Below are 13970 nucleotides of genomic sequence, written 5' to 3'. Positions count from 1 at the left end.
CCGGCTGCTCACCCACCCGATCACCGGGGCGCTGCTCGCGGTGGACCGGTACCGGCCGTCCGCGCATCTGAGGCGCCTGTTGCGGGCGCGGGATCAGCGGTGCCGGTTCCCGACCTGCGGATACCCCGCCGCCGGCTGCGACCTCGACCACACCCACGATGCCGCCCACGGCGGTCCCACCAAAGACACGAACCTCGGCGACCTGTGCCGCAGGCACCACGTCCTCAAACACCACTCCCCGTGGAACGTCGAACAGGTCGAAGCCGGGGTGTTCGCCTGGACCAGCCCGACCGGCCGGGTCTACGTCGACCGGCCGCCACCGCCGAACACCGTCACCTTCACCGAAGACGACACCCCACCACCCTTCTGACGCGCGGCGGGCGTCCGGCCGTGTGCAGAATACCGAGGGTCGACGCTGTCATTCACTACCGCTCGGCATCCTCGGTCTGCCGGCCGGGCAAGAGAGCCCGGCCGGGCAAGACCGAAGAGTCAGAAGCTGGTGACGAGATCTCCGAGCACTGCGGTGACCTTCGCCGGATCGGTGGCGTCGTAGAAGTGCGCTCCGGACGCCGCCGAGATCCGCTGAAGCGTGGCGATGTCGGCATCCGCCCCATAGGCCAGGGTGAACACCAGTACCGGCGAATGATGATGCAGCTCGCCCAGCTTCGCGAGCAGCCCGGCTTCGTCGATGAGCGGGACGGCGGTCTCGTTCGCGCCGTCGCTGAGCACGACCACCGCCGTGATCCGGTCGGGATCGTAGGCGGCGGCCTGCGTGGTCGTGAACTGGTCCACGGCCGCGTACAGCGGCGTGAACGACTGCGGTGCCAGCGTGCCGACCGCGGCCACCAGGGCATCCCGGTTCTCGGCGATATCGGCCACCGGCGTCACCAGGCCCGGCGTGAGGTTCGCGTCCCCTGCTGAGGAGAACGCGGCGAGCCCCACCTCGTCCCCGGCGCTGAAGTGGTCGAGAGCGGCGATGATCGCGGACTTCGCGGCATCCAGCTTGGACTGCCCGCTCGGGATCGCCTCGGCCATCGACCCGGAGACGTCGATCAGGAACAGCACGGATGCCCGCTTGCGGACCTCCGCGAACGAGTCGTGCAGCGCCGCGATCTCCTTCGCGCCGGGCAGCGCCACAGCGCCGTCCGGTGCTTCGGCGAGGCGTCCGATGTCCTGCACCGTCGGTGCCAGGTCCCCGTGCAGATCCCGGTACCCCGAGTCGCGCACGATCTGCTGCGCCTCCGCCGTGCCGAGGAACCGGAGGAAGTCGTCGGCTCCCGCTCGCTCCGCCTCGTCGATCCAGTCGCCGTCGAGGACCACGGCCGGGTTGTCGGCCGCGTAGAAGCCGTCCGACGGGTAGATCGGGACGAGCGGATCCCTCGGCGGCTCCCCCTGCGTGCGGGTGACGCCGTCGCGGCTGACGATGCCCCGGTTGTAGTCCCACACCGACTTCTCGTCGACGATCACGCCGGAGAGGAAGTCGGCCGAGGAGCCGTGCGCCTCAGCCTCCCGCGCATGCCACAGGAAGTGCTCCGGAGTCGCCATGTAATGGCTCGTCGCGAGCTCGTGACGCCGCACCGCCTCGAGGCGGTCGCCGTCGGCGATGTCGGATGCCGCACTGCTGCCGAGACCCTCTCCCGCCGCATCGAACGATGCCAGCAGCGCGGCCTCTCCGGACGTGGCGACCAGCGGGCTGGTCTTGCCCAGTTTGAACGCCCCCCACTCGGGATGATCGAGATCGCTCCACACGGCGTCGTCATCCGCCGCGTCGAACACGTCGCTCCAGGTCGGGGCATCCGTGTCCCAGCCGATGGTCTCGGCGAGCGGCGCCGGCATCGCGAGCACGACCGACGAGGAGGCGATCGGCGTGCCCTCTGCGGGCACCGAGGATGCGCCTTGCGTGCGCGCGGCCGAAAGCCACGACGACGCGTCCGGGATCCACATCACGGGTCGCTGATCGGCCGGCAGGTCGGCGAACCCGTCCGCGGCGCGCGTGGCGGAGACTCCCGACTTGTCCTTCGCCGCCGACACCGTCACGCACGAGCCGTCGACATCGCGCGGAACGGCGTTGTACCCGGCGGCGAGGTTCGCGACCATGTCGGAGTTCTCGAACGACGACAGCACCGGCACCAGGATGCAGGGGCCCGCACCCGCGACCGTCGCCGGAGCGTCGGCGGGGAACGGCTGCTCGGGTGGTGCGGACGACTCCGTCGGCTGCGGACCCGCGACCGGGTCGCCGGACTTCACGGCGATCGCGACGCCGACGGAGGTCACGGCGATCGCGAGCACCGCGACCGCACCGGCGAGTGCCCACACCGCGGCGCGACGCCGAGGGGAACCCACGGGCTGATCCGGCTGCACGAGGCCACCGGCGATCACCCCTCCCGCGGCCGGTGTCATCGGTCGTCCGGCCGTCTCCCGGAAACGCGGCTCGTCATCTGCGTCCATCTCTTCGTCCTCTCCTGCCAGGGCGCTCGCGCCCGCGGCACACGATCACCGTCATGGTGAAGCGTGCCCTGCCGTGTTCAAAGCTCCGATCAGCACGGCGGACCACCAGGCCGCCTGCGAGGTGGCGCCGCTCGCCACGCACCAGATCCGCACGCGCCAGGGCACGCGCGAGAACCGGATTCCGGCCGGCATCCGCCTGAGCTCGCCGACCAGCCTGCCCATCCCGACCGCGTTCAGGCCGACGAGCAGCACCGCCCCCAGTTTCAACGCAGTGAGAGGGCTGCTGAGATCCGGTGCGAGGAACACGCCCGACACCAGCAGGCCCCCGAATCCGATCCAGGCGGGTACGGCGAGCCGGCGCTCGATGAGGCGCAGCTCGCCGAGGGTGCCGCGCCCCAGAACCCAGAGCAGGCCGGCATACTCCACCATCACCGCCGCACCGAGACCGGCGACCAGCATCCCGAGGTGCACGATCAGCCACAGGCCTCGCAGCGGCTCGACCGCGCCGGCTCCGCTGGAGAGATGCAACGACGTCAGCCATGACAGCAGGACGACCCAGTAGCCGATCGCGCGCCTGTGCCGTGACCTGCGTCTCTGCTCGACGAGCACGCGTCCCACGTTCCCGCCTCCCCAGCCGTGCTGTCGATCCCCAGGAGAAACATTAGTGCGACTGCGCGCGGGGTCAATCCGAAGGCCTCTACCCCAGAACTTGAGTCGGCACGTATCAACTTTGTTTGACAGCGTCCGCACCCTTCTGTACAGTTGAGTCATCGCGACTCAGGTTTCCTGCGTCGCCGCAGACTTCCAGACCACAGAACAAGGAGAAACACATGGCACGTGCTGTTGGAATCGACCTCGGTACGACGAACTCCGTCGTCAGCGTCCTCGAGGGTGGCGAGCCGAAGGTCATCGCCAACGCCGAGGGCTTCCGCACGACCCCGTCGGTGGTCGCCTTCACCAAGGACGGCGAGGTGCTCGTCGGCGAGACCGCGAAGCGCCAGGCCGTCACCAACGTCGACCGCACGATCTCTTCCGTCAAACGCCACATGGGCACCGACTGGTCGTTCGACGTCGACGGCAAGAAGTGGACGCCGCAGGAGATCTCCGCGCGCATCCTCATGAAGCTCAAGCGCGACGCCGAGTCGTACCTGGGCGACACCGTGACGGATGCCGTCATCACCGTCCCCGCGTACTTCAACGACGCCGAGCGCCAGGCCACCAAGGAGGCCGGCGAGATCTCGGGCCTCAACGTGCTCCGCATCATCAACGAGCCGACCGCCGCCGCTCTCGCCTACGGCCTCGACAAGGGCAAGGAGGACGAGCTCATCCTCGTCTTCGACCTCGGTGGCGGAACCTTCGACGTCTCCCTCCTCGAGGTGGGCAAGGACGACGACTTCTCCACCATCCAGGTGCGCTCGACCGCCGGTGACAACCGCCTCGGCGGCGACGACTGGGACCAGCGCCTCGTCGACCACCTGATCAAGCAGTTCAAGGACACCTCCGGCGTCGACGTCTCTGGCGACAAGATCGCCCTGCAGCGTCTCAAGGAGGCCTCCGAGCAGGCGAAGAAGGAGCTCTCCTCCTCCACGTCGACGAGCATCAACCTGCCGTACCTGTCGCTGACCGAGTCCGGCCCGGTGTCGCTGAGCGAGACGATCACCCGCGCGAAGTTCGAGGACCTCACCAAGGACCTCCTCGACCGCACCAAGAAGCCGTTCGAGGACGTCATCCGCGAAGCCGGCATCAAGGTCGCCGACATCGCGCACGTGGTCCTCGTCGGCGGCTCGACCCGTATGCCCGCCGTCGCCGAGCTCGTCAAGCGCGAGGCCGGCAAGGAGGCCAACAAGGGCGTCAACCCGGATGAGGTCGTCGCCGTCGGCGCCGCCCTCCAGGCCGGCGTCCTCAAGGGCGAGCGCAAGGACGTCCTCCTGATCGACGTCACCCCGTTGAGCCTCGGCATCGAGACCAAGGGCGGCATGATGACCAAGCTCATCGAGCGCAACACGGCCATCCCGACCAAGCGCAGCGAGACCTTCACCACGGCAGACGACAACCAGCCGTCCGTCGCGATCCAGGTCTTCCAGGGCGAGCGCGACTTCACCCGCGACAACAAGCCGCTCGGCACCTTCGAGCTGACCGGCATCGCCCCGGCTCCCCGCGGCATCCCGCAGGTCGAGGTCACCTTCGACATCGATGCGAACGGCATCGTGCACGTGTCCGCCAAGGACAAGGGCACCGGCAAGGAGCAGTCGATGACCATCACGGGCGGCTCGTCCCTCTCCAAGGAGGACATCGACCGGATGGTGCGCGAGGCCGAGGAGCACGCCGCCGAGGACAAGAAGCGCCGCGAGACCGCCGAGGTCCGCAACCAGGCCGAGACCCTCGCCTACTCGATCGACAAGCTGATCAAGGAGAACGAGGACAAGCTCCCCGCTGACGTCAAGGAGTCGGTCCAGGCTGACGTCGACGCCCTCAAGACGGCCCTGGCCGGCGAGGACGACGACGCGGTGAAGACCGCCTTCGACAAGCTCAACGAGTCGCAGACGAAGCTGGGCGAGGCGATCTACGCGCAGTCCCAGGCGGATGCCGCGGCCGGCGCAGCCCCCGAAGGCGAGGCCCCCGCGGCCGACGACGCCTCCTCCGACGAGGACGTCATCGACGCAGAGGTCGTCGACGACGAGGACCCTTCGACGGGCTCAGGGCAGGCGAAGTAATCATGACGGACAAGAACTTCGAAGATGGCTCGGTCCCTGAGCCTGTCGAAGGGTCCGGCGAGGGGTCGGATGCTCAGGCATCCGGCCCCGCGCCGCAGAACCCGGACTCCACCGAGGCCAAGGCCGCCGAGGGCTCCGACGACGACCTCACGGTCGACGATGCCGACGACCTCACGGTCGACGACATCCTCGGCACCGCGCAGACCGGCGAGGCCGCGGCGGAGGACGCCGTGCTCGCCGACCTCGAGTCGACCCTGCTGAACGACCTCAAGCGCCTGCAGGCCGAGTACGCGAACTACCGCCGCCGCACCGAGGAGCAGCGTCAGGTGGAGATCGAGCGCGCCAAGGGCGAGGCCGCCAAGGGCCTCATCCCGGTGCTCGACGATCTCGCCCGCGCCGACCAGCACGGCGACCTCGTCGAGGGCACACCCTTCGCCGTGATCGCCGAGAAGGTGCGGTCCGTGGTCGAGCGCCTCGGCGTCGCCTCCTACGGTGAGAAGGGCGAGGAGTTCGACCCGCAGCGCCACGAGGCGATCTTCCAGCAGCCCACTCCCGGTGTCGAGAAGACGACCATCCTCGAGGTCGTCGAGGTGGGTTACCGCCTCGGAGACATCGAGCTGCGCCCGGCGAAGGTCGTCGTCGCCGTACCGGCCGAGTAGGGGACAGATGGCTAGCCAGGACTGGTTCGACAAGGACTTCTACAAGATCCTCGGGGTCACGAAGACCGTCAGCGACGCCGATCTCAAGAAGACGTACCGCAAGCTCGCCCGCAAGTATCACCCGGATTCCAATCAGGGCGATGCCGCGGCCGAGGCGAAGTTCAAGGAGATCAGCGAGGCGTACTCGGTGCTCTCCGATGCCGAGCAGCGCAAGGAGTACGACGAGATCCGTGCCATGGGCTCCGGCGCCCGCTTCACCGCGGGCGGCCAGGGCGCCGGGGGCTTCGAAGACGTGTTCAGCCGGTTCGGGCAGTCCAGCCGTGGGCAGCCCGCCGACTTCGAGGATATCTTCGCGATGTTCAACCAGGGCCAGGGCGGCAGCTTCGGCACCGGCCGGTTCGGGCAGACGTCCGGCGGGTTCCGCGGATTCGGCGGCCCGCAGCGCGGCGCCGACGTCACCGCGCGCACCACGATCGACTTCGTCACCGCCGTGCAGGGTGAGACCATCACGCTGCAGGGTGAAGACGGCAAGCCGTTCAAGGTGAAGATCCCCGCCGGCGTCGCCGACGGCCAGAAGATCAAGCTCCGCGGACGAGGCCGCCCCTCGCCCGACGGCGGGGAGAGCGGCGACATCGTGGTGCAGATCACGGTGCGCCCGCATCCGGTGTTCAGCCGCGAAGGCCTGAACCTCCGCGTGGTGGTGCCGGTGACGTTCACCGAGGCCGCGCTCGGCGCGACCATCGAGGTCCCGACGCTCAGCGGCGAGGCCGTCAGGCTGCGGGTCGCCCCCGGCACCCCGTCCGGCCGCGTGCTGCGCGTCAAGGGGCGCGGCGTCACCACCACGAAAGGCACCGGCGACCTGCTCGCCGAGCTGCAGATCGCGGTGCCGTCGCACCTCGACGAGGCGGCGCGCGAGGCGCTGGAGAAGTTCCAGTCCCTCGAGCCTGCCGAGAACCCGCGCGCCGACCTGATGGCGAAGGCGCGACGATGACGACCGCGGCACCGGGGACGGAGGTGCAGGACCATGGCTGAGCGACGCATGGATGCCGACACCCCGGTGTTCGCGATCGCCGTCGCGGCCGAGCTCGCGGGAATGCACCCGCAGACGCTGCGGCAGTACGACCGCATCGGACTGGTCGTGCCCGGCCGAACCTCAGGCGGATCCCGCCGCTATTCGACGCGCAACATCGAGCAGCTCCGCGAGGTGGCTCAGCTGTCGTCCGAGGGCATGAGCCTTCCCGCCATCGCCCGGCTGCTCGACCTGGAAGACGAGAACCGGGCCCTGCGCAGCCGCATCACCCAGCTCGAGGGCGCGCTGCGCGCCGAGCGCGAGAGCCGCCCCGGCGTGCGGGTCTTCGCCGCCGGCTCGTCTGGCGTCGTCCCGATGCCGACCGGCCGCCGCATCCGCCGCTCCACCGAGATCGTCCTCTGGGATCCGCGCGGCCGGAACTGACGCGGCCGGAACGGGCCGCGCACGGTATCGTTGCGACACGATGAGGATCACGCGTCGAACTCTGCTGATCGGCGCCGGATCCGGCGCCCTCGGAGTGCTGCTGGCCTCCTGCACCCCGGAACCGGCGCCCACACCCACGCCCTCCACTCCTTCGCCGACGCCGACGGCCAGCGGTGACGGGCTCACGCCCACCGCTGTCGCGCGGAGCGCCTGGACCACTGATCCGTTCGCGCTCGGCGCCGTGAGCTTCGTCCCCGTCGGCACCCAGTCGACCGCGCGCGAGGTGCTCACCGAGCCGATCGAGCGCCGGGTGTTCCTCGGCGGCGAAGCGACGGATGTCGAGGCGGCAGGCACCATGGGCGCCGCCCTGCGCTCCGGCGTCCGCGCCGCGGAGAACCTGCTGGGCGTCGCCGGAGACGGTGAGCGGATCGCGATCGTCGGCGCGGGTCTCTCAGGCTCCGCCGCCGCATCGCGCCTGGCCGAGTCCGGCCTGACCGTGACCGTCTTCGAGGCACGCGACCGCGTCGGCGGGCGCGTGCATTCGGTCGTCGAGGACGAGTCGTGGCCTTTCCCCGCGCAGCTCGGCGGCTGGCTGCTCGGCGAGACTGACGGCGGGATGAGCGAGCGGCTGAACGCGCTCGACATCCGCGTCCAGCCCCTGTCCGTGTCGTCCTGGCGCTCGGCCGACGGCGAAGGCGAGATCGAGCCGCTGCCCGGGCAGCGGATCGCGGATGCCGTGGCCTCGGCACAGCTCCTGCCGGCGGACATCTCGCTCGAGCAGGCCCTGACCGATGCCGGTGCCGACCCGGATGACCCGGCGCTCGCCGCACTGATCGCCTCGGTCGCCGCGACGACGGGCATCGAAGCGGATCAGGCGTCGTCCTGGTTCCCGCCGGCGCTGCCCGCCGAGACGCGCTCGGCGCCGCTCGGCGATCTGGCCGCCGTGTTCGAATCGCTGCTGGAGGGCGCGAAGGTCAGTCTCTCGTCGCCCGTCTCGCGTGTCGTCTACGACGACGCCGGGGTGAGCCTCGGCATCGCGACGGGGGAGTCGCTCTCCTTCGACAGGGTGATCGTCACCGTGCCGCTCGGCGTGCTGAAGGGCGACGGCATCGAGTTCTCGCCGCCGCTGCCGTTCAGCCACCGTGGCGCGATCGCGTCGCTCGAGATGGGGCGCATCGAGAGCATCTGGCTCCGATTCGACGATCCGGTCGCCGAGACGGACGCCGCGATCTGGCACGTGGTGGGCGGCGATGCGATGATCCGCACCTGGTTCAACCTCGCGCCGTCGACCGGCGAGAACGTCCTGGTCGGGGTCGTCGGCGGAGCCGCGGCGGAGGAGTTCGCCGAACTCGACGACGACGAGGCGCTGGCCGCGGCGATCGCCTCGCTGACCCCGTTCGTCTCGCCTCAGGGCTGATCGCGCGTCACACCGGCGGCCGCGGGTGGCCGTGCCTTCGCAGCCTGCTGATCACGACCAGCACTGTCGCGACGATCGCGAAGATCGACAGCGCGATCGCACTCGTGACCAGGAACTCCAGGGGACCGGCGACCTGCCGCGGATCGAGGAAGTAGTAGGGATACCACCCGACGGCGGGACCGCGCCAGAGAGTCACGCCGCCCCATGCGAGCGGAAAGGCGAGTGACGTGGGGATGACCCACCAGGGCACGCCGCGATGCCCGGGGGTCAGCACCCAGGCGAGCGCCGTGCAGGCCGGCAGCCAGAAGTGCAGCAGATGGTCGGACCACGGCACGTCGACGCGGATGCCGCGGACGCCCGCCTGCCACACGATGAGCGCGAAGGCGAGGCCGGCCGTGATGGTCCAGGTCAGCACGAGCGCGAGCGCGACCGTGAACCACCGAGGATCGGTCGCGCGGCTGAACGCGAGCACCGCTCCGATCACGAGGATGACGACGAGCGCGCAGTTCGATTCGACCGTGAGGTACGCGAAGAAGTTCTCACCGGCGATGGTGCGCGAGCTCAGCCCCCAGAACAGCCGGTGCACGAGGGCGGCCGCGCACGCGATCGCTCCGGCCAGGCGCAGTGCGCCGAAGACCGTCCGTGCCGTCACCGTCTCAGCATCCCCTTCCGCCACGCTGGCGTCCCATCCCGCGAGTCTACGGAGAAGCGGAAGGTGTGTGTATCCTGTCAACGGTTAACAGGAGGTCACCGTGACCCAGACAGTGCAGCGAGGCGAATCCCTCGGCGCCCAGGTGGCGCGCGTGCTGCGCCAGCGCATCGTCCGGGGCGAACTCGCCCTCGGCGCCCGCATCACCGAGGAGGCGCTGGCCGAGGAGTTCTCGGTGAGCCGCGGGCCCATCCGCGACGCTCTGACCCAGCTCAGCTTCGAGAAGCTGGTCGAGGTGCAGCGGCCGCGAGGCGTGTACATCACCGGCCTGACCGGCGACGACGTCGATCAGCTCTACAGTCTCCGCGGCGCGCTGGAGCAGCTCGCGCTGTCCCGTGCGATGCGCGTGGACGACGACGCGCGCTGGCAGGCGATGGCGGCGGCGGTCGCGCGGATGGGCGAGGCAGCGGATGCCGGCGACCACGCCGCGTTCGTCGCCGCGGACCTCGAGTTCCACTCGCAGATCTACGCTCTCGCCGACCACCCGCGGCTGCAGGGTGCCTGGAACCAGTACCTGCCGACCTTCACCGCGCTCCTCGAGGTCACGATCAATCACGACGACGACCTGCACGAGTCATCCGGCGATCACCGGACGCTGATGGACGTGATGCGCACCGGCACTCCGGAGGAGGCCGCCGAGGTGCTCACCGCGCACCTGGACGGCGCTCGCGACCGGATGCTCAGCGAACTCGCCGAGCGTCGGGGCTGAGCCGGCCGCGGATCAGTAGAAGATCCGCATCTCTGTTGGCCCGCCCGCACTTTCTGCCGTAGCATCCGAGGCGTCGCGTGCCGCCGCCAGGTTCACGAGCATGGTCCGGTGCGGGCTCGAGTTCGCCGCAGTCCCTGCGACCCGGGGTCTGCACTCTTCCGGTCAAGTCGGAGAGCTCGGATCAGTTGAGGAATCTGCTGATTCGACTCAGCAGGCAACGGGGAGATGCAGGCCTTGCGGCAGGCATCTCTCCGTCGGGCTCTCCTCGGCGACTTACCTCGTCAGATGTCGGCAGCTCCGCATTCCGATGCGGATCGTCCCCAGAACCACCAAATGCTAGCCCCAGCTACCGGCAACAAAATGACGATCAGGATCCACGCGAGAAACCTCACTCCTCGCGCGTGACGCAAGCGCACAAGATCGACAATCGCGGAGATGGAATAGGCCAGCGCGCCGATAGCGATCATCGAGATTGCGATGTCGAGCGGGCTGGGCATGAGCGGATTCATCTTGGTGCTCCCTCGGATGAGGCCTCGGCTACTTCCAGCCGTTTGCTGTCGGCCAACCCATGGTATCTAGCACGATTGATTTCCTCCGATCGACTGTTTGTCGATTGATTCGACAAACATTTTGAAGATATCGCGCTGAACCAGCACTGTCTGTCCACTCTTTGGGGGGCATGACTTCGGGGCGAAGGCCGAGGTTGATGCGCACCTCGCGAGTGAGCGCCTTCATCCGCACCCATGAGGTCAAGGCACGGAACGACCCAGTTTGCGCCTGCGCCCGGGTGTTCTACGTACCCTCCGTTGGCCGCGTGTGTTGACTCGGATGCCGTCGGCGACGGGCGCCTGTACGTCTATCCGGCCCGCAGCGGGAACCCGGTCTCCCGAGCTGCTGGTGCGGCTGTCCGAGCTGCCGAACGTGGTGGGCGCGAAGATCAGCGAGCTCTCGCTCGACGAGATCGCCGCCTACCGTGCGGTCGTGCCGGCAGAATTCGAGCTGTACACGGGAGCGGATCGCGACCTCATCGCCGCTGCCGGCGTCGGCGCCCAGGGTGTGGTCTCCGGTGTGTCCTCGGTCACCCCGAAGCCGTTCCGGGCGCTGGCGGACGCCGGCCGCTCCCGCGACGCCACCGCGATCGCCGCCGCCCAGGCCGCGGTCGACGACGTCGTCTCCCTCATCGGCGGCGACATGGCGCGCATGAAGGAGGCCTACCGGGTGCTCGACGTCGTCGACACGCACTGCCGGATGGCGATCGCCGAGCCGACGGATGCCGAGCGCGAAGCCGTCGCACGCGTGGTGGCAGCACACCGCTGAGATCCGCGCCCGTCAGCGCACCTGCGCGGCCACGAGCAGCCACCAGGTCGGGAAGGCAGCCATGGCGAGGCCGACCGGGATGCCTCCGGCGACGAAGAGCACGGATCGGACGGCGGACTCGGCCGGCACCAGGAGCGCCGCGCCGACGACGGCTCCTCCGACGAGGAACGTGACCATGACGACGATGCTGAACATGAGCATCCACCGCGGCAGTGCGGCGGCCTCCACGGCGGCGGCCGCCGCCGGCCACAGCCAGATGAACCCGGCGAAGGTCATCGGCCCGCTCACGGCGAACTGGGCGCCGAGTCCTACGCGCCCCGCGAGCATCAGCAGGGTGACGACGCCGCCCGCGGCGATGAGCAGGCAGACGACGATCGTGTAACCCCACAGCGGCGCGCGGGCGCGGACGTGCACCATCAGCAGCACGGACGCGACGATCCAGGGCACCGCCCCCAGCACGTAGAGCCAGTCGTTGACCGGTCCGAACCACGCCCAGCGCCGGTCCTGCAGGCCCAGTGTGAAGAACAGGGCGAGGGCGATCAGCCCGGCCGCCGACACGAAGCCCTGCAGGCCGGCGAAGATGCGGAGCTGCTCGGTCATGGGGTCCTCCTACTCGGCCGCGTTCTTCGCGGCGCCGCCGTGATCGAACGGCGAGGTCACGCCCGCGTACTCCAGGTGGGTGACCATGCCGAGAGCGGCATGGTCGAGGTTGTGGCAGTGGTTCATCCAGATCCCGGGGTTGTCCGCGACGAAGCCGACGACCCAGGTCTCGCCGGGGCGCACGTCGAACGTGTCGAGCACCAGCGGGCTCCCGCTGGGCGCCTGCCCGTTCACCGAGAGCACCCGGACGCTGTGCCCGTGCGGATGCATGGGATGGGTCTCGAACCCGCGGTTCACCACCGTGAGCCTGACGAGGTCTCCTTCGTGCACCGTCGTCGGCTCGACATCGGGATAGGCGCGCCCGTCGACCGTGTAGGCGTAGGCCGGCCCGCCCTCCAGCAGTCTCGGCAGCCGATCCAGCACGACCGTGCGGTCGACGTCGAACGGCCCGCGCCATCCGTCCCACGCGCCGGCCGCGGCCGTGCCGTACTGCAGCGGATCGAACGACCCGGCGGGCTGGGCAGCCGGCTTCTCGGCATCCCCGCCCGGGGGGAACGTGACGGATGCCGTGCCCGACGCTTCCGGTCGGATGCTGATCTGCGCGTCCGCGACCTCGAAGGCGACGTCGTACCGGCCCCCCGCGGGTATCCGCAGCGCCTGATCGGCGAGGAGCGCCGGCTGCCTGACATCATGCCCGTCGATCGCCACGATGCGGAATCCGGCGCCTGACACGGCGAGCACCTGGGGGACCTGGTCGGTGTTGATGAGACGCACCCGCACCGTCTGACCCGGCGACACCGGCATCGTCTGAGGCTCGTCGCTGTCGCCCAGGACCACCGCGCCCTCGAAGGTGTGCAGCGGCAGCACCACGTCGACGTCGGCGCGCTCCTCGCCGTCGGCGTGGACGACCAGCGGTCCGTAGAGGCCGCGGGGAACGCCTGCCGAGGAGCGCTGATGCGTGTGGTACCAGTAGGTCCCCGGCCGAGTGGCGACGAACCGGTAGGTGAACTCCTCCCCGGGGCGCACCGCGTCCTGCGTCACCCCGGCGACGCCGTCCTCGCCGTTCGGCACCGGGTAGCCGTGCCAGTGCACCGTCACGCCCGCGTCGATGTCCCGGTTGCGCAGCACGACCTCGACGAGATCGCCCTCTGTCGCCTCGATCAGCGGACCCCCGAGCTCCCCGAAGGTCCAGGCGTCGATGACGACTCCCGACGGGAGCGTCACCCTCTGCTGCTGCGCATCGAGCTCGACCCGCACATCCGCGACGCCGCTCGCGGGCGTGCGCAGCGCCGTCACCGGGACGGTCGTCCCCTCACCCGCGACGGCGGGAGCATCCGCATCCGCTTGCACGGCCCCGTGCCCCGCGTGCGAGGACGCGGAGGAGATGCCGACCGGTGCGATGCCGGCGATCATCGCGATCGTCCCGATGACGGCGAGGGCGCCGATGCCGGAGATCGCGGTGGCGAGCGGGCGGCGGGTGTCGCCGTGCAGGAGCAGCGCCACCAGCGCCGAAGCGCCGACGGCGACCAGCAGCATCGCGATGATCGACCACGCAGGCGCCGGGAAGCCGACGGCGAACTGCATGATCAGACCCGCAGCAGCCGCGATCACGCCCGCCCAGGCGGCCGCCCTGACCTGCCACCCCGGCCGGGAGTGAGCTCGCCGCGTGCCGTTGCGTCGCGGCAGCAGCGTCGCGATGAACCAGAGGACCGCGGCGACCGCCAGGGGTGCGAACACCAGGACCTTCTCGCCCACGAACCACCAGCCCCCGGCAGCCCACGTCCATCCGACAGCGGCGACGGCCGAGACCGTGAGCGCGACAGGGGCGGCCGACCGCCACCTCGGTCGTCCCGCCGGAGCGGCGACGTCCGAGGTGGCGACCACGGCCCACATCACCCCGGAGGCCGCGATGAGCGCCGAGGTCGCGAGCTGCAGGGCGAGCAT

Annotated in this window: 14 protein-coding genes; 8 read left to right on the top strand and 6 right to left on the bottom strand. The window is 69.9% G+C overall.

What is annotated here, in order from left to right:
- A partial coding sequence (locus IPV10_RS14035) for an HNH endonuclease signature motif containing protein (RefSeq protein WP_207484836.1) occupies positions 1 to 370 on the top strand: 370 nt, incomplete at its 5' end.
- A gap of 119 nt (positions 371 to 489) precedes the next feature.
- On the opposite strand, the gene IPV10_RS14030 is transcribed toward IPV10_RS14035, so the two are convergent.
- A complete protein-coding gene (locus IPV10_RS14030; RefSeq protein WP_207484835.1) occupies positions 490 to 2448 on the bottom strand; it encodes a substrate-binding domain-containing protein in 1959 nt (652 codons plus the stop codon).
- Between the two features lie 51 nt (positions 2449 to 2499).
- Positions 2500 to 3066 (bottom strand): hypothetical protein, encoded by a 567-nt coding sequence (locus tag IPV10_RS14025; RefSeq protein WP_207484833.1) that lies wholly within the window; start codon positions 3064 to 3066, stop codon positions 2500 to 2502.
- Between the two features lie 212 nt (positions 3067 to 3278).
- On the opposite strand from IPV10_RS14025, the gene dnaK reads away from it, so the two are divergent.
- The 5 genes from dnaK to IPV10_RS14000 are packed head-to-tail and all read left to right on the top strand — an operon-like array spanning position 3279 to position 8691.
- Entirely contained in the window at positions 3279 to 5162 is a 1884-nt protein-coding gene (gene dnaK / locus IPV10_RS14020) for a molecular chaperone DnaK (protein ID WP_207484832.1), read from the top strand.
- A 2-nt stretch (positions 5163 to 5164) separates the two neighbouring features.
- Complete coding sequence (locus tag IPV10_RS14015; protein ID WP_207484831.1) at positions 5165 to 5821, top strand: nucleotide exchange factor GrpE; 657 nt, start codon at positions 5165 to 5167, stop codon at positions 5819 to 5821.
- Between the two features lie 7 nt (positions 5822 to 5828).
- Positions 5829 to 6812 (top strand): DnaJ C-terminal domain-containing protein, encoded by a 984-nt coding sequence (locus tag IPV10_RS14010; RefSeq protein WP_207484830.1) that lies wholly within the window; start codon positions 5829 to 5831, stop codon positions 6810 to 6812.
- A gap of 33 nt (positions 6813 to 6845) precedes the next feature.
- The gene (locus IPV10_RS14005; protein WP_207484829.1) at positions 6846 to 7274 is read left to right on the top strand and encodes a heat shock protein transcriptional repressor HspR; all 429 of its coding nucleotides are present in this window, start codon (positions 6846 to 6848) and stop codon (positions 7272 to 7274) included.
- A gap of 40 nt (positions 7275 to 7314) precedes the next feature.
- Positions 7315 to 8691 (top strand): NAD(P)/FAD-dependent oxidoreductase, encoded by a 1377-nt coding sequence (locus tag IPV10_RS14000; RefSeq protein ID WP_207484828.1) that lies wholly within the window; start codon positions 7315 to 7317, stop codon positions 8689 to 8691.
- A gap of 7 nt (positions 8692 to 8698) precedes the next feature.
- Here the strand turns inward: IPV10_RS14000 and IPV10_RS13995 are convergent, their stop codons facing one another.
- Positions 8699 to 9343, bottom strand: a complete 645-nt coding sequence (locus IPV10_RS13995; RefSeq protein WP_307861143.1) for a Pr6Pr family membrane protein — start codon at positions 9341 to 9343, stop codon at positions 8699 to 8701.
- A 100-nt stretch (positions 9344 to 9443) separates the two neighbouring features.
- Here IPV10_RS13995 and IPV10_RS13990 point away from each other — a divergent pair, with 100 nt between their 5' ends.
- Positions 9444 to 10109, top strand: coding sequence for a GntR family transcriptional regulator (locus IPV10_RS13990; protein ID WP_207484826.1), 666 nt, complete (start codon positions 9444 to 9446; stop codon positions 10107 to 10109).
- 281 nt (positions 10110 to 10390) lie between these two features.
- Here the strand turns inward: IPV10_RS13990 and IPV10_RS13985 are convergent, their stop codons facing one another.
- Positions 10391 to 10606 carry a PLDc N-terminal domain-containing protein gene (locus tag IPV10_RS13985; RefSeq protein ID WP_207484825.1) on the bottom strand — a complete coding sequence of 72 codons (216 nt, stop codon included), beginning with the start codon at positions 10604 to 10606 and terminating at the stop codon, positions 10391 to 10393.
- Between the two features lie 400 nt (positions 10607 to 11006).
- On the opposite strand from IPV10_RS13985, the gene IPV10_RS13980 reads away from it, so the two are divergent.
- Positions 11007 to 11426 carry a dihydrodipicolinate synthase family protein gene (locus tag IPV10_RS13980; RefSeq protein WP_307861142.1) on the top strand — a complete coding sequence of 140 codons (420 nt, stop codon included), beginning with the start codon at positions 11007 to 11009 and terminating at the stop codon, positions 11424 to 11426.
- Positions 11427 to 11438: 12 nt separating this feature from the next.
- Here IPV10_RS13980 and IPV10_RS13975 read toward each other — a convergent pair whose 3' ends face one another.
- Positions 11439 to 12026, bottom strand: coding sequence for a hypothetical protein (locus IPV10_RS13975; RefSeq protein WP_207484823.1), 588 nt, complete (start codon positions 12024 to 12026; stop codon positions 11439 to 11441).
- A 9-nt stretch (positions 12027 to 12035) separates the two neighbouring features.
- Entirely contained in the window at positions 12036 to 13970 is a 1935-nt protein-coding gene (locus tag IPV10_RS13970) for a multicopper oxidase family protein (RefSeq protein WP_207484822.1), read from the bottom strand.

This window comes from Microbacterium sp. SD291 (genome assembly GCF_017355365.1).
Classification (GTDB): domain Bacteria; phylum Actinomycetota; class Actinomycetes; order Actinomycetales; family Microbacteriaceae; genus Microbacterium.
This window is presented reverse-complemented; position numbering and strand designations above follow the sequence as displayed.